This is a genomic window from Streptomyces sp. NPDC093586, assembly GCF_044764905.1.
GTDB lineage: Bacteria > Actinomycetota > Actinomycetes > Streptomycetales > Streptomycetaceae > Streptomyces.
This window is the reverse complement of sequence record NZ_JBIWJA010000002.1, coordinates 59,830-84,185: the sequence shown is the minus strand read 5'-3', so window position 1 is coordinate 84,185 and position 24,356 is coordinate 59,830. Positions and strand designations below refer to the sequence as shown.

Below are 24,356 nucleotides of genomic sequence, written 5' to 3'. Positions count from 1 at the left end.
CGGCGTGCGTGTGGCCGTGCGGCAGGTTCAGCGCCGACACCTCGTCCGCGGTGAACACGCCCTGCTGGAGCAGGCAGACAGGCAGCGGCGGGCCCCGAGGGTCCCGGCCGCGTGCCCGCGGGGCGGTGCGTCAGACCATGGCGAGCCGGTCCACCAGCAGCTCCACCCTCTGCTCGGCGTCCTCGGGCAGCAGGCGGCCCGCGCGGGACAGGGTCGCCAGGCCGTGCAGGGACGCCCAGAACACCTCGGTGAACAACCCCGGGTCGACGCCGTCCCCGGCGACCTCGCCCAGGCTCTCCATCAGCGCGGCGAAGGCGTCCTTCAGAGGCTCCGGGGTGTCCTCCTGCGCGTACGCCAGGCCGCCGTCGAGCTGGAACAAGGCGTCGTAGACCGCCGGGTTGCGTGCGGCGAAGTCGAGGTAGGCACGAGCCAGGGCGGCGACCCGGGCGCGCGGGTCGTCCTCGGCGGAGGTCGCGGCCCGCACCGCCACGGCCAGCTCGGCGGCGCCCTCCAGGGCGACGGCGCCGATGATCTCCCGTTTGCCGCGGAAGTGGCTGTAGAGGACGGGCTGACTGTATTCGATGCGCTCGGCGAGCCGGCGGGTGGTGACTGCGTCCCAGCCTTGCTGCTCGGCGAGTTCGCGGGCTGTCGCCACGATGAGGCGTTCGCGCTCCGCCCGTTCGCGCTCCTTGCGTTCCTTTACCGACATGAAACGATCCTAGCATCGCTAGACAATCGAGCGGCAGCAGCTCTAGCGTTGACCCATCAGCTAGCAACGCTAGTTCAATGGGGGGATCGTCGTGTTCCATGCACTCGAAGTCGTCACCACCGTGATCGTCGGCCTGATGGTGGGAGTGGAGTTCTCCGTCGCCTTCATCATGAACCGGATCCTGGACGCGCTTCCCGAGGACAGCGGCCAGCTCGGCCACGCCCACGGCGGCCGGATGCTCGGCACCCTGATGCCGTTCTGGTACATAGGATCGCTCGTCCTCAGCGCGATCTGGGCCGTCGCCGGATGGCACCACCACGGCGCCGGACTCGTCGTCACCGCCGCCGGACTGCTGATCCTCAGCGTGGTCATGTCGATCCTGCTGCTCGCCCCGATCAACAACCGGAGCAGGACTTGGACCCCCGAGAACCGGCCTGCCGACTGGAAGCAGCAGCTGCACCGCTGGAACCGCTACCACTACATCCGCGTCGCCGTCATCATCGCCGCCTTCACCCTGCTGGTCGCCGCCCTCGCCTGATACCACCGCCGCCCCGACATGCGCTGGCTCGTCCCCGTGAATCGACGGTTCTCGCCCGTCAGGGCGAGCCCGAGAGGGCGTCGGATGTCCGACCGCGCGGGCCGGCGCCGCGCCGGTGGCGCACAAGCCGCGCTCCTCGGGGGCGGCTGACCGCCGAAAGCCCGACGTCCGGGAACACAGCCGCCGCTCGCATCCCGCAACCGCGATCCCGGCAAGCCGCGCTCCTCGATCAACTGCGTCCACGCGGCCCGAGCAGGGCCCGCACGACTCAACAAGCTCCACGAAGCTCGACAAGCCGACGAAAACTCACAAGGAGCGGAACCGTGTCGCTGAAGAAGATCAACACCGTCCTGGCTGCCGCCTTCGTCCTCTTCATCCTCTGGTTCGGGACGGAGTTCATCCTGAGCCCGGAGACGACGGCGCCGGGCTTCGGCCTGCCGAGCTGGCCGTCCGGCGACGGCGGCGGCTTCCTGGTCATCAAGGGAATCCGCGACGTCGTCCTGGCTCTGGTCCTGGGCGTACTGCTGGTGACGGGGCAACGCCGGGCGCTGGGCTGGGTGCTGCTGGTGGAGGCCATCGCCGCGTACGGCGACATGGTCACCGTGCTGGCCCACCACGGCTCCGTGGCCACCGCGTTCGGCGTCCACGGCCTGACCGCGACACTGATGGTGGTCAACGGCCTGCTGATCATGCGCGAGACCCGCAAGGTCGCGGCCGCTCCGGTGACGCCCGCCCCGCAGCCCGCCTAGGGAGCGGATCGCGTCGTGACCAATCCGTGGGTTCCGCTCCGCTCCAGGGCCTGGCCCGGTGGACCGTCCTGCGTGACGCGCGCACAACCGCCGTGCGGAGGGTGGGAGTTCGTCGGGCCGTACTTGCCGATCGGCGAGTACGGCCCGCACCCCGGGGTCCTGCGGCAGCAGTACGAGGGCGTGATCCTGCGCTTCCGGCCTCCGGGCGCACCCGGAGCAAGCGCGACCCGGCCGAGGTGACGGCCGTTCCCGCCGGACCGCAGTGAGGGCGCATTGACCCTCCCCCTACGTCAGGCCTGAAGCTGTATGCCGACGAAAGGGCAGGTGGATGAGCTACTCCGTGGGGCAGGTCTCGGCCTTCGCCGGGGTGACGGTGCGTACGCTGCACCATTACGACAAGACGGGGCTGCTCTCGCCCAGTGGCCGCAGCCAGGCCGGCTACCGGCTCTACAGCGAGGCCGACCTGGTCCGTCTCCAGCAGATCCTCTTCTACCGCGAGCTCGGTTTCTCCCTCGACGAGATCGCCGCGATCTTCAAGGACCCGCAGGCGAACGCCTTGGAGTACCTGCGGTCCCGGCAGAAGCAGCTGAGCGAGGAGATCGCCAGGCTGCAGCGACTGGCCGAGGTGGCGCAACGGGCGATCGAGGTCCAGCGGACCGGGGTGTCCCTGACCCCCCGGGAACGCTTCGAGGTGTTCGGCGAGATCACCTTCGACCTGAGCTACGCCACCGAGGCGGAGCTGAAGTGGGCGGACTCGGCGGGACAGCGCGAGTCGATGGCGCGCGCGGCCGCCCACACCAAGGAGGACTGGCGCCGGCTCATGGGCGAGGCCACGGCCTGGCGCGCGGAGCTGCTCGCGGCCTTCGACGACGGGGAGCCGAGCGACGGCGAGCGGGCCATGGACCTCGCCGAGGAGCACCGCCTGCACATCTCACGGTGGTTCACCTCCTGCCCGCCCGACATGCACCGGCGCATCGCGGACGACTTCGTCGCCGACCCGCGCGCCTTCGCCCTGGTCGTACCGCCGTCACAGCAACGACCGGGCCTGGCCGCCTACCTGTGCAAGGCGGTCCACGCCAACGCGGCCCGTCACACGGGCGGCCGCGCCGATTCCGGGGAGAACCGATGAGAATCCTGATCGCCGCGGCCGGATCGCGCGGCGACGTCGCGCCCTACACGGGCCTGGGCGCCGAACTGCGCGGGGCCGGACACGACGTCGCCCTCGCCACCACGGACACCTTCGCCCCCCTCGTACGCGACGCGGGGCTGGAATTCCGCGCCCTTCCGGCCGATCCGCGGGCGCACGGCGGAGCCACGGGCAAGCGCGAACTGATGCGGGCCGCCGCCGCCTTCATCACCGACCTGGGTCAGGGGTTCGCCGACGCGGTCACCGACGGCACGGAACTGCTGCTTCTGTCGACCACCACGGCCCCGCTCGGCTGGCACCTCACCGAGGCCACGGGCACACCGAGCCTCGGCGTGTACCTCCAGCCCACCGCACCGACCGGCGACTTCCCGCCCGTCGTCACCGGCTCCCGCTCACTGGGCCGACACGCCAACCGTATGGCCGGACGCTTCGCCCTCCGGATGGCCGACCGCGTCTACGAGCAGGCGGTGGCGAAGCTGCGCCATCGCCTCGGGCTGCCCCCGGCCTCGCCGGCCGAGACGCGCCGACGGCAGGAACAGGCGAACTGGCCCGTCCTGCACGGCTTCAGCACGGCCCTGGTGCCCCGGCCCTCCGACTGGCGCCCCGGCCTGCGGGTGGTGGGCACCTGGTGGCCCCACCACGATGCGGCGGAACCGCTGCCCGCGGACCTGGAAGACTTCCTGAACGCCGGCCCCCGGCCCGTCCTCATCGGCTTCGGCAGCATGGCGGCCGGCGACGGGGAACGACTGAGCGAGATCGCCGTACGGGCCCTGCGCCGCGCCGGACTGCGCGGCATCCTCCAGGCCGGCAGCGCCGGGCTCGCCGCCGACGGCGACGACGTGCTCACCATCGGCGAGGTACCGCACGCCCCGCTGTTCCCGCGGCTGGCCGCGGTGGTCCACCACGCCGGGGCGGGAACCACGGCCGCCGCGCTGCGCGCCGGAGTGCCCGCGGTCACCGTCCCCGTGACCGCCGACCAGCCGTTCTGGGCCCGGCGACTCGCCGCCCTCGGCGCCGCCACCGACCCGATCCCCTTCCGGTCCCTCACCGCCGAACGGCTCGCCGACGCGCTCGGCCGGGTCGTACAGCAGCAGACGTACGCGCGAGCCGCCGCGGGCGGCGCGCGGCACATGGCGACGGAGGACGGAGCGGGGCAGGTCCTCAAGGCCGTCCAGCAACTCACCGACGGATGACGTCAGGTCTTCGGGCTACTGGAGGGACATCCCGCGAGGGAGCACGAACCACACCTCCTTGCCGATGCCGCACTTCCTTCGCCGCGCGCCCCAGTCCGCCGCCAGCGCCACCACCAGCGCGAGCCCTCGGCCCGACTCCTCGTCCGGGCGAGCCGTGGCGGGCGTCGGCAGCACTTCGGAGGCGTCCGTCACGGTGACGCGGAGGTGGTCCTCCGTGAGTTCGCAGCGGGCCCGGATCTCCCGGCCGGCCGGGACCTTCGCGTGGCGGTACGCGTTCGTCATCAGCTCGCTCAGCAGCAGTTCCGCCGTGTCCGTGACGTCCGGCGGCAGCCCCCAGGACGCCGCCTGCTCGCGGAACAGGACGCGGGCCCGGCCCACGCTGCGTGCGTGACGCGGTAACCGCCACTCGATGTCCTTCGGGGCGGTCGTGGGCAGCGGCGGCCACGGGGTCTGCATGCGCGGTTCATCCCTTGCGTCGATGTTTCACGGTTGACGGGATCACCGTCCCGGCTCGCGCGTAGCCTCACGAGGAACGGAGCGGGTACAGCGGGTGGCTGTACCTTGCGTGGACCTGCGGGGTGTGCATGGCGACCGAGGTGAACTCCCAGCCGCCGATCGCGTGGCGGTACTGCGGCAGCCAGATCAAGATGTGGCGCGCGGAGGCCGGCGTGGGCCGGGAGGCGCTGGCCAAGGAGGCCGGATACGACTACGAGTACGTCAAGTCCATGGAGAACGGCCGCCGTCGGCCCACGCTGCGGCTGCTCCAGGTCGCGGACCAGGTGTGCGGGGCGGGCGGGAAACTGGTCGCGGCACAGGAGTACCTGAAGCCGGAGCCGTTTCCGGCACGGTCGCAGGAGTTCATGGCTCTTGAGGCTGAGGCGATCGCCCTCTCGTGGTACGAGCCACTGCTCATCCCTGGGCTGCTGCAAACGGAGGCCTACGCCCGAGCGCTGATCGGTGCCAGCTCACCTCCTTTGGATGACGAAACGGTCGATGAGCGCGTGGCGGCTCGTCTCCGGAGGGCTGATGCCCTACGGCGCCGGGTGGGCGTGATGTATGGGTTCGTGATCTATGAAGCCGCCCTACGAACGCGAGTCGGTGGTGGGCAGGTGATGGGGGAGCAACTTCAGCACCTTCTGGAGGTTGGCCTCCTTCGTAACGTGTCGATTCAGGTGCTTCCTTTTGGCCGCTGTAGCGGGGTTGCTCTCAACGGCACCATCGTGCTGCTGGAGACGCCGGAGCACGACCATTACGGATACGTCGAAGCGCCGGAGGTCAGCGTCCTGCACGCGAGTCCCGGCAAGGTAAGTGCACTCAGCCAAGCCCATGCGATGATCCGCATGCACTGCCTTAGCGTGGAGGAGTCGGCCACATTCATCAGAAAGGTGGCAGAAGAGCGATGAGTGAACGCCTCACCTGGTACAGGTCCAGCTACAGCGACAGCCAGGGCGGCGCCTGTGTGGAAGTTGCTCTCGGCTGGCGTAAGTCCAGCCATAGCGGTACCGAGGGCGGCAACTGCGTCGAAGTCGCCCCCTGCCCCCACACCGTGCACGTCCGGGACTCGAAGCTCGGGGGGCAAAGTCCCCGGTTCGCCGTCGCCGGGGACGTCTGGACGGCCTTCGTCGCGTACGCCCGCACCGGCGCTTGAGCTTCGGGACGCGAGCCCCGGGAGCCGAGCGGCGTTCGTGAGGGTGGGTGGTGGGGGTTCCCCCCACCACCCACCCTCCCCGCCGCACGGTGGCGCCCCTCGGTCAGCTCCAGGTCATATTGATCTCGTGCTCGAAACTGACGTACCCGGCGCGCCGGAAGGCGTTCGCCATCGGGACGTTGCCGAGGTCCGTGGACGCGCGGACGCGGGGGACGTCCTGCTCGGCGAGGACGCGGGTCCCCTCGGCGAGAAGGTCGTCGACGTAGCCGTTGCCGCGGTGCGCGGGAAGGACCGCGATGTAGGCGATGACCGGGTTGTAGCCGTTGTGCGCCGGCAGGACGAACCCCACCGGTTCCCCGTGGGGCAGTGTGGCGATCCGCCACCAGTCCCGGGGGGTCGTGTAGCGCGCGAGTTCGCCCTCGTAGTGCTTGCGGGCGGCCTCCCGGGCGGACATCCGGGTCAGGTCGTCGCGGCCGTGCGCGTCCAGTGTGCCGTCCAGGACCGACGTCATCAGAGCCACGAGTTCCCCGGCATCGCCGAGCGGACGGAACACAAGGCGCCCGCCGGGCTCGGGAGTCGGCGATTCCGGGCGCCATTCCAGGCGCAGCCGTTCGACGAAGAGCCGGGCGCCGGTCCGTTCCAGCACCGTCATGCGGTTCTCGACGGCTTGCCTGGACAGCGTGTTCTCGCGCCAGTCCGGCGGGACGAAACGGCTGTACTCCGGGGGGCGCGACCCCTCCGGGAGGGTGGCGGCCATCGCGGTGCGCAGAAGTCGCTCCCCGACGTCCACGTGATCGGGGGACGAGGCGTCGTCCTCGATGTCGAGGATGTCCAGGATGAGGGGTGTGTCGCTGCCGGGCCGGCTCCACCAGGCCGCCCTGGCCACCAGGCGGTCACCGCGCAGGGCGACCCACATCCATTCCGGACGTCGGCGGCCGACGGCGAGGTCGTCCGCCAGTTCTTCGTTGAGGGCGTAGGGCAGTCGGGAGAAGAGGCCGAGTTCTTCGCGTCCGCTGATCGGACGCATGGTCAGGACGTTCTGTTCCACAGTCGAGGCACGCTCCGGTGAAGGCGCCCGTCCGTTCCGGGGTCAGACGCGGTCCGCGCCCCGGGAGGACACAAGCGCGGTGATCATGGGGATCATCGGCTCATCCCTCCTCTCGTTGTCATGCCCCTCACCTTCGTGGCGGGGGTTCAGCCGCAATGTCTATCCGGCCACGGCCCCGCGCGCAAACTCTTTTCGAACGCCTTGCCCACGACCGGGCCGGAAGCAGGAGAACGCCAGGGGGGCGCCCCGGAAGCCTTACGCCGCCGGGGGACCGACACCGGCACCGACTCCTGCGGCAGCGGGCGGACCTCCTCGCTGAGGGCCCGGCGGATGTTCAGACCCCTCGGCAGGTCGGACGAGGGAACCGCGGGTCGGGAGTACACGCCGCTTCCTGGGCGGCCATGACCTCATCGCCGTGCTCGAAGGCCCATGCACCGACGGCGTCGATGGGCACCAGCAAGGTCCGTCCCAGATCGGTGAGTCGGTACTCGACCCGCGTTGCCGTGTCGGGGTCTGCCTGCCGGTCGACCAGTCCGTTGAACTGCAGCCGCCGCAGAGTCTCGGTGAGGACCTTGGAGCTGATGCCCCCGATCCGCTCCCGGAGTTCGACCGGGCGCCTGGGACCGTCGCGCAGCGCCCAGAGCACCACGGCGTTCCAGGTGTTGGAGAGCAGGTCGAAGGCGAGGCGGGCGCGGCAGTCGGCGAGGAAGGCGTCGGTCGTCACGTACCAAATGGTGCCCGAACCGCCTTCTAGCGTCGGGGTGAACGGTCGAAACAGGCACGGAGAGGGACCGCGTGATGAGAATCGGCGTACTGGGCACGGGCAACATGGCCGACGCGCTCGCCACCCACTGGGTGCGGGCCGGGCACAAGGTGATCATCGGGGGACGGGACGCACGCAAGGCGGAGCGGCTCGCGGCACGCGTCGGAGGCGGCGCGGAGCCTGCCGGTCTGCGCGCGGCGGCCGAGTCCGGACAGGTGGTGCTGGCCGCGCTGCCCTTCGGGGCGGGAGCGGACGTGGCACGGGACCTGCACGCGGCTCTGGAGGGCAAGGTGCTGCTGGACTGCTCCAACCCGGTCGGGCCGGGCTTCCGGCTGCTGACGGAAGGCGGCCCCTCGGCCGCGCAGCGACTTGCCGCGGCGGCACCGGGAGCCCATGTGGTCAAGGCTTTCAACCTCTGTCACGAGGACGTGTGGCGCATGCGGCCGCCGGTCTTCGACGGGCGGCCACTGGCCGTTCCGGTCTGCGGGGACGACGAGAGGGCCCTCGCGCGTGTACGCGAGTTGGTGCAGGACGTGGGCTGCGAACCCGTGGCCGGCGGGGGTCTCGAACGTGCGGGACTCCTGGAAGCGACCGCCGCGCTCTTCATCGCCCTGTGGGTCGGCGAGGGAGCGGACGCCCAGGCGATCGCCCCTCCGCTGGCATACGCGGCCGGACCGGGCCACCGGGAAACGGAAGACGGCACGGCGGCTCTCCGCTAGGGGTTCCCGGCGGCCGTCTCATTCGGCGGGTCCGCGGCAGCGGATGGGGGTGCAGGCGGCGATGCCGGTCGCACCCGCTCAGTCGGCCGAGGTGTTCCGCGTCGCCTCGCGTGCTTCGGTGAGGGCGCGCTGTCTGAGGTCGCCGAACAACTGAATCGTGGTGGCGGCCAGGACGTCATCCCTGCCGACGGTCCGCCCGTCCCCCGTGCGGGTGGACAGGGCCAGGAGGGAAGCGTCGAGGGGCGGGAGCGGGGGCGGGTCCGGTTCGCCGGGCATCATCAGGGTGACCGTGCCGAAACGTTTGATCCCGCCTTCGCGGACGACCATGGCCGCGCTCCGGGCGAGGTCCGTCAGGAACACGCTCGCGATTCCGTTCAGGTCGCGGACCATCACCGGGACGGCCGTCACCCCCTGGCTCCGCAGCAGCTTCCTGACCCCGGCCTCGAACCGGTGGGCGCCGGCCACGGCACTCGGTCTGCGCGACCTGCTGCGCTTACGAGAAGGCGCGACGACACCCTCGGCGTCGTACAGGACACCGGTCAGGCCCCGGAACGTCGGGCTGTGGTCGTACCACCCGCTCCCCACCTCGAGCTCGACGTTCCGGTCGATCGCGGAGAGAAGGTCCCCGGGGACCAGCTTCTTCCGAGCCTCCTGCGCCGCCGCCCTCCTCGCTCCGTCGATGATCTGTGCCAGCACCGTCCGCGTCACCGACGCGGCGGCCCACGCGGCCGTTCGAGAGACGTGCATCGGGGTCACGTCCCTGAACACCGCTTTGACGAGAGGAGGCTTGAACGGCGAGGCATCCGTGACCAGGGCGGTCCCGGGACCACCACACTCAGGGCGTGCGGGCTGTGCGGTCATCGGAAGAAACGCTCCCTGCTGCCGGGGTTGTCACAGGCCCGCACTTCACCACGCGGACCCGCTCTCTTCGCCCATCCTCCGTCGAAGCGGCATCCGGTCAAGGGCCTGACGGGCACATCCCGACGGCCGGGCCGGTGATCAGCCACCTCCCGCACGCCCTCGTACCGTGGCACCCGCGGGTCCGCTTCGGCGGCCCGCCGCCTTCACGAGCAGGGGGCCGCCTTCGCCGTCACCCCGTTCCGCAGCGCTCGCGAAGGCGCTCGACACCGTCGCCTGTCAGGTCGTCGAGATACGCCGCACATCCGGTCATGGCCATCGTCAGGGCCAGGGTGCTGCCGGACCGAGTGCCCCGGTGCCGGTCTCGAACGGGCCGTCGTCCGCGACGAGTCGAGTCCACTTGCCGGGTTTCCCGGCGACGTGGTCGAGCGTCCACCAATGGGGCTGGGTGAGGTCCTCCACCGCCGGCTCCGCACGAAGGGCTCCGACCACCCGGCGGTAAGCCTCGCCGCTCCACGCGCCGATGGGCTGGGCGGCCAGCTCTTCCCGTGAGCACTCCTTGACTCCCATGCTCACGCGCCTCCTTCCCCTGATGATCACCAGGACGCGCCGGCCGTATGGCCTCAAGCCCTCCTGAGGTCAAGGAGGGTTGACGAGGTGCGCCTGCGGCGCGGCGGGCCGGCACCGGACTCGTGGGCGAAGAGCGCCTCGCCGCGCCGGGGGCCGGACGCGCGCGACCGGTCGCACTCGGCGCGGCACGCGTGCGAACGCCGCTCACCGACGACGACACCGGTGCTGCCGCACCGTCCCGCCGCACCGTCCCGCCGCACGGCGGCGCCCCGAAAGCCGCACCGCGGAACGCTCCGTCGGTCCCCCGCTCGTGGGAAGCCGGCCTTCCTCAGCCGTCGAGCAGCCGCCAGGTGGTGAGGGCGAGCCCCGCTCGTATCAGGCCGGTGGGCTCGGTGAGTTCGATGCCCAGGGACTTGCCGATCCGTTCGAGGCGGCGGGCGACGCTGCTGTGGTGCAGGTGAAGGAGGTCGGCGGCCCCGCGCAGGGAGCCGGTGGCGCAGTAGGCGTCCAGCGTCTCCAGGTCCATGGCGTGAGGGCCGTCGGCGATGCGGGCGATCGCGGCTACGTCGGCGTTGTCGCGCGCGTCGTCCCGGGGAACCCGCGCGAGCAGCGCCCACGCGCCGAGATCGGCGTAGGAGACCACCGGGCGGTGCGGAGTGGCGAAGCGGAGAGCCGTCCGGGCCTGCCGCCAGGACAGTTCAGGGCTCTCGGCGGCGCCGATGCCCGCGCGTACGCCTGCCGGAAGCCGGGGCAGGGTCAGGGTGGTCGCCAGAATGACGCCCACGTCGGCGAGCGGTGCCGCCTTGACCGTGCGAGCCGGGCAGAACAGGGTGCCGACCTGGTCGAGGGGGAGCCGCGAGCGTACGGCGACGACGCGGACCGGCAGGCCGGCGGCGAATCCCAGGAGTCGTAGCGCCCGGGCCCGGGCCGCTTCGTCGGTGTCGGAGCTGATCACGAGCTCGACGAGAGCGGGGTCGGCCATGGTGGTACGGGCCGGCCCGTGTCGTTCGACGACCGCGGCGGTGGCGATGGCGAGCCGGTCCAGGAGCACGTCGTCGAGCGGATCGGGCGGGCCGGGGCGTTCCAGCCACACCGTGCCGATCTCCTCCTCGTCGAGTGTGATCGGCGCTGTGGTGGACGCGGGGCGTGGGGGAGTGGACGCCTGTCTGCCGTCGGGCGCGATGCGGATGACCTGCCCCGTGCCGTGAAGCCGGCTCCCGACCACACACCCGGCCAGTCCGGCCGAGGCTCGGACGAGTGCCGGGAGGTCCACCCTCCTGCGCATCAACGCGTCGTAGAACGCGACGACGCGGATCGCGCCTCGGGCGTGCGGATCCAGGTGCGACAACCGTTCGGCCAAGGCCTCCATGGTGCAAGGGTACGGGCAGGCGGTGCGCCATTCGGTGCGCAACCGGGCGGCCTCACGCGACAGTTGGCGGGCGACCGCTCAGGGGGCGGCGATGAAGGATGGTCGCCATGGATCCCGAACTCGAAGCGTTCGTTCCCCTGCTCGTGAAACCCGACCTGACCGATCCGGTGGCGGACCGTGAGAACTACGCGGCGCGGGCCGCCGCGGCACCGGCGCCGGACACCTCGGGCATGGAGACCGAGGACCGCACCGTGCCCGCCGATCCGGACGTGCCGGTGCGGATCTACCGGCCGAACGGCGCGCGAGGCGCCATCGTCTGGCTGCACGGCGGAGGCTGGGTGATGGGGGACCTGGACTCCGATCACCACTTCGCCGCCCGGATCGCCGCCGCCACCGACGCGGTGGTGATCTCGGTGGACTACCGCAGGTCTCCCGAGCACCGGTTCCCGGCCGCTCTGGACGACACCTACGCCGTACTGACCTGGGCGGCCGACCACGCGGCCGAGTTGGGCGTCGACGCGCGCCGGATCGCCGTCGGAGGGCACAGCAGCGGCGCCGGGCTCGCAGCAGCGGTGGCGCTGCGTGCGCGCGACCGGCAGGGGCCCGCGATCTGTTTCCAACTGCTCAATCAGCCCGTACTCGACGACCGTCAGGAAACCTGGTCGCAGCGGAACTTCACCGACACACCCCTGCACGACCGCGCCACACTCACGGCGGTGTGGCGGCACTACCTGGGCTCCCAACCCGCCACACCGTACGCGGCCCCGGCCAGGGCCGACGACCTGTCCGGTCTCCCCCCTGCCTACGTGGCCACCGCGGAGTTCGACCCGCTCCGCGACGAGGGCATCACCTATGCGCTGCGTCTGCTGCAGGCGGGCGTCCCGGTCGAACTGCACCAGTGGCCAGGCACCTTCCACGGCTCGCTGGCGATCCTGTCCGCCGACGTGTCACAACGACAACTCGCCGAACTCGGCGCAGCCCTGCGTCGCGCCCTTGCCCCGTAGACGGCGGGGCCAAGGCCGGCCCCTGGCCCCCGGCCCCAGCAGATGAACGATGACCGCAGAATGGATGCATCGACATGACCATCGGTCCGATCGATCTCTTCACTTCCTTCATCCACCTTGACCAGGACGGTCAGGTGCGCGCCTCGCAGCCCGTGTTCGACCCCGAGCGGGACGGCTGGCAGTTGATGACTTTCCATGTGGAGTCCGACGCCGACGTCCACGCCGACCACTGGGAGGTCCACTCCGCCGCGGACGAAGTCGTGTCCTGCCTCAGCGGCGGCATACGTCTCTGCTTCCGCCCGGAACAGCCGGGCGGGAAGGAGGAGGAAATCAGGCTGGCGGCGGGAACGGCGGCCATCGTCCCGAGCGGGCGATGGCACCGCATCGCACTGGACGGACCCAGCGACATCATGTCCGTCACCTTCCCGCGCGGCAGCCGCCTGGAGAAGCGGAGCGGGGCCTAGCGCCGCGGCAGGTGACGTGCGTCCCGTCGCGGCGTCCGGCATGCTCCCCCGGAGGGGGTGCCCCCACTCGCCCAGCCTCCGGCCGACACTCCCCCAGCCTCCAGCCGGGGGAACCCCCGGAGCACGCACCGGACGCCGCTCCTCACCGGGCGAACGTCGCCTGCCGCGGTACTAGCCGCTGCGCACGTCCGGGCCCGTCGGCCGGTGCCACGGCCGACGGGCCTCTTCGGGGGACGGGCCGGTCAGCCCGCGTAGGTCTCGAACTCGGCGATCCTTGGGGTGCCCGACGCGCTGGTGATGGTGAAGGTGAGCTTCTTCAGCGAGGTCGCGGGGAAGGCGATGACCCCCGCGCCGGTGCCCGAGGTCAGGGTCGCGCCGGTGTCGCCGTTGACGGCCTTCCAGGCGCCGACGGTGCCCGAGCTGCCCGCCGCCTCCCTGATGTTGATCTTCGACACGGTGGTGGCCGAGTCCCACTTGACGGAGATGGAGCCCGTCGAGCCGGCCGGTGACCAGTAGGTGCCCAGGTCGCCGTCGCGCACGTTGCCGTAGCTCGTGCCGCTCGCCTTGGAGGAACCGTCGGCGCCGGCACCGAGGCTGAGGTTGGTGCCGCTGGGCACGGTCGGGCCGGGCGTGGGGTCCGTCGGGCCGGTCGGGTCCGGGGACTGGGCCGAGCAGCTGCCGTCCGACACCTTCAGGCCCTTGCCCGCCCCCGCCGTCCGGCTCACGACGTCCGGCACACAGGCCGCGTCGTCCAGGGTGAAGGCGTACGGGATGCTGACGCTGGTGTTGGACTTCGGGTCGGGACCGGCCGGGTTGTTGTCGGTGCCGGGCTCGGACCAGGTGACGTTGTCGAAGATGTTGCCGCTGACCTGCCAGTAGCCGGCCGCGTCGGTGTAGAAGGTGCCGAGGACGTCCTTGGAGTCCTCGAAGTAGTTGCCGTCGACCCTGGCCCTCGCGCCGGCCCGGGAGTTGATGCCGGACTCGTTCAGGCGCACGTAGTGGTTGTTGTAGATGTGGGCGATGCCGCCGCGCAGCAGGGGCACGCGGGAGTCGAGGTTCTCGTACAGGTTGTGGTGGAAGGTGACGTAGCCGTTGGAGCGGTCGCTCTCGCTGGAGCCGATCAGGCCGCCGCGGCCGGAGTCGCGCAGGACGCTGTAGGACAGGGTCACGTACTGGGTGTCGTCCTTCATGTCGAAGAGGCCGTCGAAGCCCTCCGACTCCCCGCCCGATGCCTCCAGGGTGGTGTGGTCGACCCACACGTTGCGGACGTCGCTCTCCATGCCGATGGCGTCGCCGCCGTTGGAGGTGGGCGAGCCGGACTTCTTGACGTTCCGGACGGTCACGTTCTGGACGACGATGTTGCTGGACTCCCGGATGTGGATGCCCAGCTGGTCGAAGACCGCGCCGCTGCCGACACCGACGATCGTGACGTTGCTGACCTGCTTCAGCTCGATCCGGTCGGCCGCGGTGTTGCAGCTGCCGCCCGACACCTTGGTGGTGTTGCCGTGGTTGATGGTGCCTTCGACCTGGATGACGATCGGGGTGCTGCTGGAGGCCCGGTTGCACAGCGCCTCGTGGATCGCGGTGCCCGTGGTGGCGCGGACGGTCCGCCCGCCCGCGCCACCGGTGGTCCCGCCGTTCTGCGTCGCGTAGCCGGTGGCACCGTCGGCCGCGGCCGACGCCTCGGGCGCGGACAGGACCGCGCCGGTCGCGACCGCCAGGGCCAGCGTGCCGACCGCGGCCGAGAGCCGTATGGCGACTGGTCGTCTCATTCTCGCCTCGCCTTTCGTCTTCGCGTGGCGGCGGTCGCCGCACGCTGTCGTGTCGTTCGGCGGGCCCTCGACGTCGCCGCCCTGTGGCGCATGAAGCGGTTTCTCCGGGACCCGGGTGCCTGGTTCCGTGGTGCGGTGACGTGCCGGGGTGGTGGCTGCTCGTCCGCGCGCTCAGCTCGGGAGGGAGGAGGAGCGGGCAGAGTTGACCTGATCATGACAAAAGCGAAAGCGCTTTCACCGGTCGTGAGAGTAGGGCCGGACCCTTGGGGTGGCAAGGGCCCGCGCACGCATCGGTTCCGGCCGCCCGGCCTCACGCCACCCGCGTGGCCCCCGCGAACGGCATCTCGTCGACGGGTGCGAGGCGCACCGGCGCCGAGGGGTTCGGGGCGTGGATCATCTGCCCGTTGCCGACGTAGATGCCGACGTGACTGATGCCGGAGTAGAAGAAGACCAGGTCACCGGGGGCGAGTTCCGAACGGGAGACACGGCGGCCCGCGCCGATCTGGGCGTAGGTCGTACGGGGGAGGGCGACGCCCGCGGCGCGGTAGGCGGCTTGGACGAGGCCCGAGCAGTCGAAGGCGTTCGGGCCGGTCGCGCCCCAGACGTAGGGGCTGCCGAGCTTCTGGTAGGCGTACGCGACGGCCGCCGCGGCACGGGAGTTCGGCGCCTCGGCGGAGGCCGACAGGCTCTCGCGGGCGCCCGCCGAGCGGGTGGCGCGGTCCGGGGCGGCGGTGAGCGGGGCGCGTTCCTCGGCCGTCAGCCGGGACAGCAGGCGGCGCGCCGCCTCCAGCTTGCCGGTGACGGTGGCGCGGTGCCGCTTCAGCTCGGCCTGCCGGGACGTCAGCGAGGCCAGCTCGATCCGGGCGGCCCCGCGCAGCTGTTCGACCTCCCGCAGTTCCTCGCGCGCCCGGCCGACGGCGGCCGTCTGCCGGCTGCCCACCCGGTCGACGAACGCGGCGCCCTCCAGATACCGGTCGGGGTCGGAGGAGAGCACGAGCTGCAGGGCCGGGTCGAGGCCACCGCTGCGGTACTGCGCCGCCGCGACCGAGCCCAGCGTCTCCCGCGTCGCGTTCAGCCGGTCCTCCTTGCGGGCCACCTCGTCCCGCAGGTCCTCCAGGCGCCGCTCGGCGGCGTCGGCCTTCTCCTTCGCGCCGTTGTACTTCTCGGTGGCGACCTCCGCCTCCTGGTACAGCTTGTCGACCCTGGCCCTGACCTGCGCCGGCGTCGGCTCGGGATCGGCGTGCCCGGTCCCGCCGAGTCCGGCCGCGGTGGCCGCCCCCGCGAGGGTGAGCGTGACAGCGGTGCGGGCGGCCGTCCCGTTGCCCGCGGGGCGCCTCCGCGGTCTGCGATGCGCTGCCACCAGGGATCCACGTCCTTCCGTTCCGTCTTCCGTTCCGTGCGTCGGCCGCTGCTCGCGCCGGTCGCCCGGGGAAGGACGCTAGGCCGGTGGGTAACGAGCCGGTGACGGATTGCGTGGAACTGGCGGTACCGGACCGCGGGGTGTCCGTAAGTGACCGAGGACCGGCCGGGAGGCCGCCGCCTTCACGCAGGGTGATGACCGAAATGCCGGATCGGGGGCAAGCGGGGACGACGAACTGCTATGGGGTGCATATATGCGCTCGGACCCCCTCGGGTCCGGCGGGCCGGTGTCGGAGCGTGTCCGGCCGCTGACTAGGCTCCGGCCTCATGGACGTACTCATCCACCTCTTCGTCGGTCTGCACATCGTCGGCATCGGAGCCCTGCTCGGCGGCTTCCTGACCCAGATGAAGGCGATGGGCCGGGGCGCCGCCCGCTTCACCCCCGCCATGCTGCACGGCGCGCTGACGATGCTGGTCACCGGAGCGGTCCTGGTCGGCCTCAACCAGGCTCAGGACCACCCCGTCGACAACGTCAAGATCGGCGTCAAGCTGGCCGTGCTGATCGTGATCCTCGGCCTCGTCTACGTGAAGCGCGACGACGAGAAGGTGGACAAGCCGCTGTTCGGCCTCGTCGGCCTGCTGACCCTGGTGAACATCTTCATCGCCGTGTTGTGGACCTGACGTCCGCGTCCCCCGCCGCGGCGGACCGCAGCCCGGCCCGGGCCGAGACGGCCGCCCCAGCGGCGACCACCAGCCACACGGCCACCGCGAACCACACCAGGGCCCGACCGGGCCCCTCCAGCCACGGGACGTCCACGGCGGCGGCGACGGACAGCGTCGCCGCCGCCGTCATGCCGAGGGGGAAGACGGTCGACCAGCGGCGCACGTCGTAGCGGGGGCGCGGCCACACGATCTCGCCGACGAGCAGGACGACGCACCACGCGAGGTCGACCGCCAGCAGGGCGACGGTCGCGTCGTGCAGCACGGCGTCGTCGTCGTGGTTCCACAGGTACGGCCCGTGGTGGGCCGCGGTGAGCAGCTCGGCCCCCGCGAGCGCCGAGATGGCGAGCGCGCCGCCCGCGACCCAGTGGTCCCCGGCGCCGAGGGCCACCTGCCGCGGGTCGAAGCGGAACAGCGCGATGACGTAGAGCGCGAGCCCCAGCCAGAAGCACACCAGCGAGACGTGCGCGAGCCAGGCCGTCGAGGTGGACGTGGCCAGCGAGGCACCGAGCACGGCCAGCCCCTCCGTGGCGACGCAGCACAGGAACACCGCCCCGGGCATCCGCCGCCCCCAGCGCTGTACGACCAGCAGCAGCAGTCCCGGCCACAGCAGCGCGGCCAGCGCCAGCAGCGCCGCCGCCGGGGCCGTCCAGCCGAGCAGCGAGAAACGGGTGCCGACCACGGTCGTCGCGGCGACGGCCGTGAGCGCGCCGGGCGTCCCCGCCCGCGTCACCCACTTCGCCCGGTCGAACAGCAGCAGGGAGGCGAAGTTCACCGCGAGCGCCAGCCACGCGACGCAGGCCAGGACCAGCGCGACGCGGGACAGCGGCTCGTGGTGCGTCAGGTGCAGGCCGACCGAGAGGATGCCGGTCGCCATCACCGCGGCCCCGGCCGCCGGCGGACGCCGCGCCCACCAGGCGCGCAGAGGGGAAGGGGTGCCGGATGACATGGGGCCGATGCTAGAGAGCGCCGCCGCCGGGCCGGACGCACCACGCTGCGGACCGACGACTCGCCGGATCCTCGGCGTGACTCGCCGGATCCTCGGCGTAAGGGGTCGCTCCGTGTCCGGACCTTTGGCGTAAGTGGTCGCTCTGTGCGACGGCGTCCGTCCCCGGGCGTCCCGGGCTGTGGGATACCGGTCATTTTCCGGGGCGGCGGCCGGTTGTCGGCGGGGCGCCCTAGACTCGGAGAGCGATGAGCAGCCTCTTTGACGAAAGCTTCCTGGCGAGCCTCCAGACCCCGCGCGGTCACGAGGAGGAACCCCCGCCGCCGCCCGAGGACGATCACGAGCCGGAGCCGGTTCCGCACGATCTGTTCGGCGGGAAGTTCGACATGCCGCCGGACCGGGACCCGTACTACCGGGACGGCGCCCCGCGCCCGGTCCTGGACCCGGCCGCTCTCCTGGAGGGGCTGAACGACAACCAGCGCGCCGCCGTCGTGCACTCCGGCTCCCCGCTGCTCATCGTGGCCGGCGCCGGCTCCGGCAAGACCCGTGTGCTCACCCACCGCATCGCCCACCTGCTGGCCGCACGGGGAGTCCACCCGGGCCAGATCCTCGCGATCACCTTCACCAACAAGGCCGCGGGCGAGATGAAGGAGCGCGTCGAGCAGCTCGTCGGCCCGCGCGCGAACGCCATGTGGGTCATGACGTTCCACAGCGCGTGCGTGCGCATCCTGCGCCGCGAGTCGAAGAGGCTCGGCTTCACGTCGTCCTTCTCGATCTACGACGCCGCCGACTCCAAGCGCCTGATGGCCCTGGTCTGCCGCGACCTCGACCTCGACCCCAAGCGCTTCCCGCCCAAGTCCTTCAGCGCCAAGATCAGCAACCTCAAGAACGAGCTGATCGACGAGGAGGACTTCGCCGCCCAGGCCGCCGACGGTTTCGAGAAGACCCTCGCCCAGGCCTACGCCATGTACCAGTCGCGGCTGCGCGAGGCCAACGCCCTCGACTTCGACGACCTGATCATGACGACGGTCAACCTGCTCCGCGCCTTCCCGGACGTCGCCGAGCACTACCGCCGCCGCTTCCGGCACGTCCTGGTCGACGAGTACCAGGACACCAACCACGCCCAGTACGCCCTCGTGCGCGAGCTGGTCGGCACCTCCGAGCACCCCGCCGACACGCCGCCCGGGGCCGAGGTCCCGCCCGCCGAGCTGTGCGTCGTGGGCGACGCCGACCAGTCGATCTACGCCTTCCGCGGCGCCACCATCCGCAACATCCTCCAGTTCGAGGAGGACTACCCGGACGCGACGACGATCCTGCTGGAGCAGAACTACCGCTCCACCCAGACCATCCTCAGCGCCGCCAACGCCGTCATCGAGCGCAACGAGTCCCGCCGCCCCAAGAACCTGTGGACCAACCAGGGCGCGGGTGCGCGGATCACCGGGTACGTCGCCGACACCGAGCACGACGAGGCCCAGTTCGTCGCCGACGAGATAGACCGCCTCACGGACGCGGGCGAGGCCCGGGCCGGAGACGTCGCCGTCTTCTACCGCACCAACGCCCAGTCCCGTGTCTTCGAGGAAGTGTTCATCCGCGTCGGCCTGCCCTACAAGGTCGTCGGCGGCGTCCGCTTCTACGAGCGCAAGGAGGTCCGGGACGTCCTGGCCTACCTGCGCGTCCTCGCCAACCCCGAGGACTCGGTGCCGCTGCGGCGCATCCTCAACGTCCCCAAGCGCGGCATCGGCGACCGCGCCGAGGCGATGATCGACGCGCTCGCCCAGCGGGAGAGGATCAGTTTCCCGCAGGCCCTGCGCCGCGTCGACGAGGCGTACGGCATGGCCGCGCGCTCCACGAACGCCGTCAAGCGGTTCAACGCGCTCATGGAGGACCTCCGCACCGTCGTCGAGTCCGGTGCCGGACCGGCGACCGTGCTGGAGGCCATCCTCGAACGCACCGGATACCTCGCCGAGTTGCAGTCCTCCACCGACCCGCAGGACGAGACCCGCATCGAGAACCTCCAGGAACTCGCCGCCGTCGCCCTGGAGTTCGAGCAGGAGCGGGCCGAGGGCGAGGGTGAGGGCACCGGGACCCTGGCCGACTTCCTGGAGCGGGTCGCGCTGGTCGCCGACTCCGACCAGATCCCCGACGAAGAGGACGGCGACGGCGTCGTCACCCTGATGACCCTGCACACCGCCAAGGGTCTGGAGTTCCCGGTCGTCTTCCTCACCGGCATGGAGGACGGCGTCTTCCCGCACATGCGCGCCCTCGGCCAGACCAAGGAGCTGGAGGAGGAGCGCCGCCTGGCCTACGTCGGCATCACGCGTGCGCGGGAGCGGCTGTACCTGACCCGGTCCACGCTGCGCAGCGCCTGGGGGCAGCCGTCGTACAACCCGCCCTCGCGTTTCCTCGAGGAGATCCCGCCGGCCCACCTGGAGTGGAAGCGGACCGGGGCGAACGGGCCCGCGCCGTCCGCGCCGGTCTCCGCGGTGGCGGCCTCGCTGTCGTCGTCCCGGTCCCGGTCGTCGGCGTCGGGCGCGTCCGGCTTCGCCACGAGCCGGTCCGCCTCCGAGAAGCCGGCGGTCTCGCTCGCGGTCGGCGACCGTGTCACGCACGACCAGTTCGGGCTCGGCACGGTGGTCGGGGTCAAGGGCACGGGGGCGAACGCGGAGGCGACGATCGACTTCGGGGACGCCAAGCCGAAGCGGCTGCTGCTGCGGTACGCGCCGGTGGAGAAGCTCTGAGGGACACGGCGGTCCGGTCGGGTTGATCCGGCCGGACCGGTTCGGTCTCGTGCGTTTGCACCGGACCGGTTCGGGCCGGACCGGCGCGGGCTGGACCGGTCCGCAGGGGCGCTACGGCGTCACGACGGGTTGAGACCGTGGCTGCGCAGCCACGAGAGCGGGTCGATCGCCGAGCCGCCGGCGGGCCGCACCTCGAAGTGCAGGTGCGGTCCGGTCGAGTTGCCCGAGTTGCCGGAGAACGCGATCGGATCACCGGCCTTGACCTTCGTACCGGAGGGAACCTGGTAACTGGAGAGGTGGCAGTACCACGTCTCCGTACCGTCCTTAGCGGTCAGGATCAGCATGTTCCCGTACGCGGTGTTGTACTGCGTACGCACCGTGCCGTCGGTCGCCGCCATCACCTTCGTGCCGTACGACACGGGGAAGTCGATGCCGGTGTGCATGGACATCCAGTTGATGCCGGCCTGGCCGTAGTAGGCGCTGAGTCCGTGCTGCTCGACCGGGAGCGCGAACTTGGGACGCAGCCGCTCCTTGCGGGCCGCCTCCTCCGCCGCCCTCCTCTTCTCCGCCGCCTGCTCGGCCTTGAGGTCGATGCGCTCCTGCGTCCGACTGGCCCGGTCGGCGAAGTCGTCGGCACCGGCGGAGAGGCTCGCGAGCTGCGTGTCCAGCTTGTTGTTGGCGGTGGACGGCTTCACCGGCACGGCGCCCGTGCCGGCCTCCTCCGCCGACGCGGTGGTCTCCTTGCCGTCCTCGCCGCTCAGACCACCGACGGAGGCCGCGGCGATGCCGGCGACGCTCATCACGCAGGCCGAGGGAACGGCGATGGTCAACAGCGCCGAGCGCTTGGCCGGCTGACGCCGACGGGAACGCGCCGCGCCCCGGGAGGCGGTGCGCGCCGCCGGGATCCGGGGGGCCGGGACGACCTCTTCCTGGTCCTCGAGCAGGGTGGTCACGGCGGGTAGTTCGCCGGTGGCGGACAACCCGTCGTCGCGGGGGTCGGGTTCCTCCGAGGTGGCGGCGGTGGTGGCGACCGGTGCGGTGTCCGGCGCGGTGTTCCGCGCCGCCGCGCCGTCCGAGTTCCACTGCGTGGCGTCGTAGGCGCCGGTGTCGAACGTGCCGGTGCCGAAGGCCACCGCTTCGAAGGGCCCTGTCTCCGAGGCCTCCGCTTCGAAGGCCTCCGTGCCGAACGTCCCCGTCGCGAAGGTCTGGGTGCCCCAGTCCCACTGCTGGGTCCGGTCGGCGGGGGCGCCGGACTGGTCGGGCAGGACCCAGGCACCCGTGTCCCACTGCCCCGTCGACTCGACGCTCGTCGCCTGCGCCGGCACCGTGGCGGACTGCTGACCGCCGGCCGTCCACGCGGTCGTGTCATAGGCGCCGGTGTCGTAGGCGGCGTGGTGCTGGGCGGCGTACGCGTCGTGGAACAGCGTCTGGTGGCTGCCGGTCGCCCACTGGGTGGAGTCGTACACGCCCGTGGCGGTGTGGGCACCCGTGGTGTCGTACGAGCCGGTGGTGTCGTAGCCGCCCGTGTCCTGGTCCGGGAGGCCGCCGAAGAGCGGGTCCGCGGCGAAGGGCGCCGTGGTGTGGTGCCCGGTGGCGAAACCGGTGGTGTCGTAGCCGCCGTACGTGGTGAGGTCGCCGTACTGGGCTTCCCCGGTGCCGTACGGCGCGTAGGGCGCCGGGTCGGCGTCGGAAGCCGAGGCCGGGGTGGTCATGCCCCCCGACGGGTGACGGTCGTTCACCAACTTCTCTTTCGCCTCGACAACAGGGCTGCCAGAGCAGTGCGGCGACTGTACCCGGCGGTATGCGGGCGCGACAATCTTCTGCAGGTTTCGCGCGCGCAGGAAACGGGCAATCGGCCGTGTTTCGGGGGACGGCGGGCGAGAGTTTGGCTTTGTGTTCGACGTTTGTTCGACATCGGCCGGGGTGTGTCCCGGTGGTCACCGCCGGAGTGGCCGGCCTGGCGGCTGCTCCGGGAAGGCCTGTCTGCGGCCGATCGGGTGAGAGTGCCGGTCTCAGGCGACGGTCAGTCCGCCGGGGCGACCACCGGTCGCCGTGCCCGATTCCGGACCGGGCGTGTCGAGGGCCTGCCGCACGCCGGTGGCCACGGCGGGGTGCACGGGCAGGGCGAGGTGGCCGATACCACTCACCCGGACGTTCTGGACGGTCAGGTCGGGATGGTCGAGGCAGGCCGTCTCCAGCGGGTCCATCACACGGTCCAGATCGCTCCAGAAGCTGACGAACCGCGTACGGCAGCCGGGCGCGGGCAGGGCCAGCTCCTCCAGCACCGCCGAACCGGGGCGCATCTGGCGCACGATCGGGTGGGCGTTGGCCAGTGGCACCACCCGGGTGCCCGCGTGCGGGGTACCGAGCGTCACGAGCGTCCGGACGCGGAGGTCGCCGCCGAGACGCTGCACGTAGTACCGGGCGATCAGGCCGCCGAGGCTGTGCCCGACCACGTCGACGCGGTCACTGCCCGTGCGCTCGCAGATCTCCTCGATGTGCCGGCCGAGCAGCTCGGCCGCGCAGCGTATGTCGCAGGTCAGCGGTGAGTAGTTCAGCGACTCCACCCGGTGCCTGCCGTGCTGGGCCAGGCTGCGGCGGAGGAGGAGGAAGACCGAGCGGTTGTCGATGAAACCGTGCAGCAGGACGACCGGCGGGCTGGTGCGGGCCGGCAGCTGCGCGGTGGGCACGGAGGCGGACTCCGGGCCCGGGGAGCCCGCCCGGGGCGGCTCGGAGACGCAGCGGCGCTCCTGGACGATGCCGGAGGGGTAGAGGAGGACGTGCCCGGCGAGGATCGCGGCCTCCAGGGCGGTGGCCTTCAGGAGGGTCATGGAGAGCCCCGTCACCTTGCCGGGAAGGCCGGACAGGGCGGACAGGGTGGACAGGCCGGTCATGCCGGACAGGCCCGAGAAGCCGGTGAGGGCTGACATTCCCGGGAGAGCCGCGAGTCCCGACAGGGTGGGGACCGCCGGAAGTGCCGGAAGTGCCGGGAGGGAGGGCAGGAGTCGCTGACAGAGCGGGAGAAGGGGCAGTGCTGCCGTCGTGACCTTCATGGGCCGACCTCCTGTCGGCACGCGGAGGAACGCCTCTGTCCCCGTGTGCCCTCGTGGAGAGCCGTGACACCGGTGCTGCGTGGTGTTTGCGAGGTTTGTGTAAACAGTGTGCCAGTGCGGTGGGCTCTGTGCCCTCTGATGCCGTTTCGGACGGCGACGAGGCCCGCGGCTGCCCTGTCCTCGCTGCGGTTCTCCCTGCGCGTGTTCCCGCCGCGGACCCTGCGACTCCGGTGCGCGGCGACCATGTCCCTCTGTGTGATTTCCCCCTCTGTCTCCACCGCGAAACTGCCGGTTACGGGATGCTGGCGATAACGTTCGTTCACTTCCCCCGGACGGCGTGGTGCGGGATGCCTGTACCGCGGAGGCGTGCACTTCGCACACTTGGTGCGGAACGGGTACGGGTGTGGGCGATGTGTGCGGTACTTGTCGGTACGGATGGATGTAGTCGCTTCATGGAGGCAGTGATGGGTGTGGCAGCCGGTCCGATCCGCGTGGTGGTGGCCAAGCCGGGGCTCGACGGCCACGATCGCGGGGCCAAGGTGATCGCGCGGGCCCTGCGCGACGCCGGTATGGAGGTCATCTACACCGGGCTCCACCAGACACCCGAGCAGATCGTGGACACCGCGATCCAGGAGGACGCCGACGCGATCGGGCTGTCCATCCTCTCCGGTGCGCACAACACGCTCTTCGCCGCCGTGATCGACCTGCTCCGGGAGCGGGACGCGGCGGACATCCTGGTCTTCGGCGGCGGGATCATCCCCGAGGCGGACATCGCCCCGCTGAAGGAGAAGGGCGTCGCGGAGATCTTCACCCCCGGTGCGACGACGGCGTCGATCGTGGACTGGGTGCGGGCGCACGTACGGCAGCCGGCGGAGGCGTAACCTCTTCGCCCGTCGGCGGGGCGGTTACGGCGGACTCCGCCGGTGCGGCGGGTACGGCGCGGCTTGCGCCGGTGCGGTGGGTACGGCGGTCTGTGGGTGGGCGCGGCG

Annotated in this window: 24 protein-coding genes and 1 pseudogene; 13 read left to right on the top strand and 12 right to left on the bottom strand. The window is 71.5% G+C overall.

What is annotated here, in order from left to right; all coding sequences use genetic code 11:
* Positions 1-130: 130 nt before the first annotated feature.
* Positions 131-709: a TetR/AcrR family transcriptional regulator gene (locus ACIRFH_RS02540; RefSeq protein ID WP_403516732.1), complete on the bottom strand. Its 579-nt coding sequence runs from the start codon at positions 707-709 to the stop codon at positions 131-133.
* A 91-nt stretch (positions 710-800) separates the two neighbouring features.
* On the opposite strand from ACIRFH_RS02540, the gene ACIRFH_RS02535 reads away from it, so the two are divergent.
* The 4 genes from ACIRFH_RS02535 to ACIRFH_RS02520 all read left to right on the top strand — a co-directional run bounded on the left by ACIRFH_RS02535 (position 801) and on the right by ACIRFH_RS02520 (position 4,336).
* Positions 801-1,247, top strand: a complete 447-nt coding sequence (locus tag ACIRFH_RS02535; protein ID WP_403516731.1) for an anthrone oxygenase family protein — start codon at positions 801-803, stop codon at positions 1,245-1,247.
* A 323-nt stretch (positions 1,248-1,570) separates the two neighbouring features.
* The gene (locus ACIRFH_RS02530; protein ID WP_403516730.1) at positions 1,571-1,996 is read left to right on the top strand and encodes a DUF4267 domain-containing protein; all 426 of its coding nucleotides are present in this window, start codon (positions 1,571-1,573) and stop codon (positions 1,994-1,996) included.
* 328 nt (positions 1,997-2,324) lie between these two features.
* Complete coding sequence (locus ACIRFH_RS02525) at positions 2,325-3,125, top strand: MerR family transcriptional regulator (RefSeq protein ID WP_403516729.1); 801 nt, start codon at positions 2,325-2,327, stop codon at positions 3,123-3,125.
* The gene (locus tag ACIRFH_RS02520) at positions 3,122-4,336 is read left to right on the top strand and encodes a glycosyltransferase (RefSeq protein WP_403516728.1); all 1,215 of its coding nucleotides are present in this window, start codon (positions 3,122-3,124) and stop codon (positions 4,334-4,336) included. Before ACIRFH_RS02525 ends, ACIRFH_RS02520 begins: the two co-directional genes overlap by 4 nt.
* 15 nt (positions 4,337-4,351) lie before the next feature.
* Here the strand turns inward: ACIRFH_RS02520 and ACIRFH_RS02515 are convergent, their stop codons facing one another.
* Positions 4,352-4,792, bottom strand: coding sequence for an ATP-binding protein (locus tag ACIRFH_RS02515; RefSeq protein WP_403516727.1), 441 nt, complete (start codon positions 4,790-4,792; stop codon positions 4,352-4,354).
* A gap of 128 nt (positions 4,793-4,920) precedes the next feature.
* On the opposite strand from ACIRFH_RS02515, the gene ACIRFH_RS02510 reads away from it, so the two are divergent.
* A complete protein-coding gene (locus ACIRFH_RS02510; RefSeq protein ID WP_403516726.1) occupies positions 4,921-5,739 on the top strand; it encodes a helix-turn-helix domain-containing protein in 819 nt (272 codons plus the stop codon).
* Positions 5,736-5,984 carry a DUF397 domain-containing protein gene (locus ACIRFH_RS02505; protein ID WP_403516725.1) on the top strand — a complete coding sequence of 83 codons (249 nt, stop codon included), beginning with the start codon at positions 5,736-5,738 and terminating at the stop codon, positions 5,982-5,984. The genes ACIRFH_RS02510 and ACIRFH_RS02505 overlap by 4 nt, the downstream gene beginning before the upstream one ends.
* Before the next feature lie 103 nt (positions 5,985-6,087).
* On the opposite strand, the gene ACIRFH_RS02500 is transcribed toward ACIRFH_RS02505, so the two are convergent.
* Together ACIRFH_RS02500 and ACIRFH_RS02495 are read right to left on the bottom strand one after the other, a co-directional pair.
* Positions 6,088-7,011 (bottom strand): GNAT family N-acetyltransferase, encoded by a 924-nt coding sequence (locus ACIRFH_RS02500; RefSeq protein ID WP_403516724.1) that lies wholly within the window; start codon positions 7,009-7,011, stop codon positions 6,088-6,090.
* 355 nt (positions 7,012-7,366) lie between these two features.
* Positions 7,367-7,756, bottom strand: coding sequence for a winged helix-turn-helix transcriptional regulator (locus tag ACIRFH_RS02495; protein ID WP_403516723.1), 390 nt, complete (start codon positions 7,754-7,756; stop codon positions 7,367-7,369).
* A gap of 74 nt (positions 7,757-7,830) precedes the next feature.
* Between ACIRFH_RS02495 and ACIRFH_RS02490 the strand changes: the two genes are divergently transcribed.
* Complete coding sequence (locus tag ACIRFH_RS02490) at positions 7,831-8,514, top strand: NADPH-dependent F420 reductase (protein WP_403516722.1); 684 nt, start codon at positions 7,831-7,833, stop codon at positions 8,512-8,514.
* Between the two features lie 78 nt (positions 8,515-8,592).
* Here the strand turns inward: ACIRFH_RS02490 and ACIRFH_RS02485 are convergent, their stop codons facing one another.
* Both ACIRFH_RS02485 and ACIRFH_RS02480 read right to left on the bottom strand, forming a co-directional pair.
* Complete coding sequence (locus ACIRFH_RS02485; protein WP_403516721.1) at positions 8,593-9,375, bottom strand: hypothetical protein; 783 nt, start codon at positions 9,373-9,375, stop codon at positions 8,593-8,595.
* 318 nt (positions 9,376-9,693) lie between these two features.
* Positions 9,694-9,948, bottom strand: coding sequence for a hypothetical protein (locus tag ACIRFH_RS02480; RefSeq protein ID WP_403516720.1), 255 nt, complete (start codon positions 9,946-9,948; stop codon positions 9,694-9,696).
* Positions 9,949-10,046: 98 nt separating this feature from the next.
* Between ACIRFH_RS02480 and ACIRFH_RS02475 the strand changes: the two are divergent.
* A pseudogene (locus ACIRFH_RS02475) lies at positions 10,047-10,160 on the top strand (VOC family protein); the annotation flags it as partial.
* Between the two features lie 110 nt (positions 10,161-10,270).
* On the opposite strand, the gene ACIRFH_RS02470 reads toward ACIRFH_RS02475, so the two are convergent.
* Complete coding sequence (locus ACIRFH_RS02470; protein ID WP_403516719.1) at positions 10,271-11,311, bottom strand: PucR family transcriptional regulator; 1,041 nt, start codon at positions 11,309-11,311, stop codon at positions 10,271-10,273.
* Positions 11,312-11,418: 107 nt separating this feature from the next.
* On the opposite strand from ACIRFH_RS02470, the gene ACIRFH_RS02465 reads away from it, so the two are divergent.
* A complete protein-coding gene (locus ACIRFH_RS02465) occupies positions 11,419-12,315 on the top strand; it encodes an alpha/beta hydrolase (RefSeq protein ID WP_403516718.1) in 897 nt (298 codons plus the stop codon).
* Positions 12,316-12,389: 74 nt separating this feature from the next.
* Positions 12,390-12,779 carry a cupin domain-containing protein gene (locus ACIRFH_RS02460; protein WP_403516717.1) on the top strand — a complete coding sequence of 130 codons (390 nt, stop codon included), beginning with the start codon at positions 12,390-12,392 and terminating at the stop codon, positions 12,777-12,779.
* 242 nt (positions 12,780-13,021) lie between these two features.
* On the opposite strand, the gene ACIRFH_RS02455 is transcribed toward ACIRFH_RS02460, so the two are convergent.
* Positions 13,022-14,551, bottom strand: coding sequence for a polysaccharide lyase family 1 protein (locus ACIRFH_RS02455; RefSeq protein ID WP_403516716.1), 1,530 nt, complete (start codon positions 14,549-14,551; stop codon positions 13,022-13,024).
* Between the two features lie 310 nt (positions 14,552-14,861).
* Positions 14,862-15,911 carry an NlpC/P60 family protein gene (locus tag ACIRFH_RS02450; RefSeq protein WP_403516715.1) on the bottom strand — a complete coding sequence of 350 codons (1,050 nt, stop codon included), beginning with the start codon at positions 15,909-15,911 and terminating at the stop codon, positions 14,862-14,864.
* Between the two features lie 326 nt (positions 15,912-16,237).
* Between ACIRFH_RS02450 and ACIRFH_RS02445 the strand changes: the two genes are divergently transcribed.
* Positions 16,238-16,591 (top strand): hypothetical protein, encoded by a 354-nt coding sequence (locus tag ACIRFH_RS02445; protein ID WP_403516714.1) that lies wholly within the window; start codon positions 16,238-16,240, stop codon positions 16,589-16,591.
* Here the strand turns inward: ACIRFH_RS02445 and ACIRFH_RS02440 are convergent.
* A complete protein-coding gene (locus ACIRFH_RS02440) occupies positions 16,569-17,579 on the bottom strand; it encodes a tellurite resistance/C4-dicarboxylate transporter family protein (protein ID WP_403516713.1) in 1,011 nt (336 codons plus the stop codon). The two genes, ACIRFH_RS02445 and ACIRFH_RS02440, sit on opposite strands and share 23 nt — an antisense overlap.
* 245 nt (positions 17,580-17,824) lie before the next feature.
* Between ACIRFH_RS02440 and pcrA the strand changes: the two genes are divergently transcribed.
* Positions 17,825-20,314 carry a DNA helicase PcrA gene (gene pcrA, locus ACIRFH_RS02435; protein ID WP_403516712.1) on the top strand — a complete coding sequence of 830 codons (2,490 nt, stop codon included), beginning with the start codon at positions 17,825-17,827 and terminating at the stop codon, positions 20,312-20,314.
* 119 nt (positions 20,315-20,433) lie between these two features.
* Here pcrA and ACIRFH_RS02430 read toward each other — a convergent pair whose 3' ends face one another.
* Together ACIRFH_RS02430 and ACIRFH_RS02425 are read right to left on the bottom strand one after the other, a co-directional pair.
* A complete protein-coding gene (locus ACIRFH_RS02430; RefSeq protein WP_403516711.1) occupies positions 20,434-22,053 on the bottom strand; it encodes a M23 family metallopeptidase in 1,620 nt (539 codons plus the stop codon).
* A 273-nt stretch (positions 22,054-22,326) separates the two neighbouring features.
* On the bottom strand, positions 22,327-23,367 hold the full coding sequence (locus ACIRFH_RS02425; protein WP_403516710.1) for an esterase/lipase family protein: 1,041 nt from the start codon (positions 23,365-23,367) through the stop codon (positions 22,327-22,329).
* Between the two features lie 464 nt (positions 23,368-23,831).
* Here ACIRFH_RS02425 and ACIRFH_RS02420 point away from each other — a divergent pair, with 464 nt between their 5' ends.
* Positions 23,832-24,248 (top strand): cobalamin B12-binding domain-containing protein, encoded by a 417-nt coding sequence (locus ACIRFH_RS02420; protein WP_403516709.1) that lies wholly within the window; start codon positions 23,832-23,834, stop codon positions 24,246-24,248.
* The last annotated feature ends 108 nt before the right edge of the window (positions 24,249-24,356 follow it).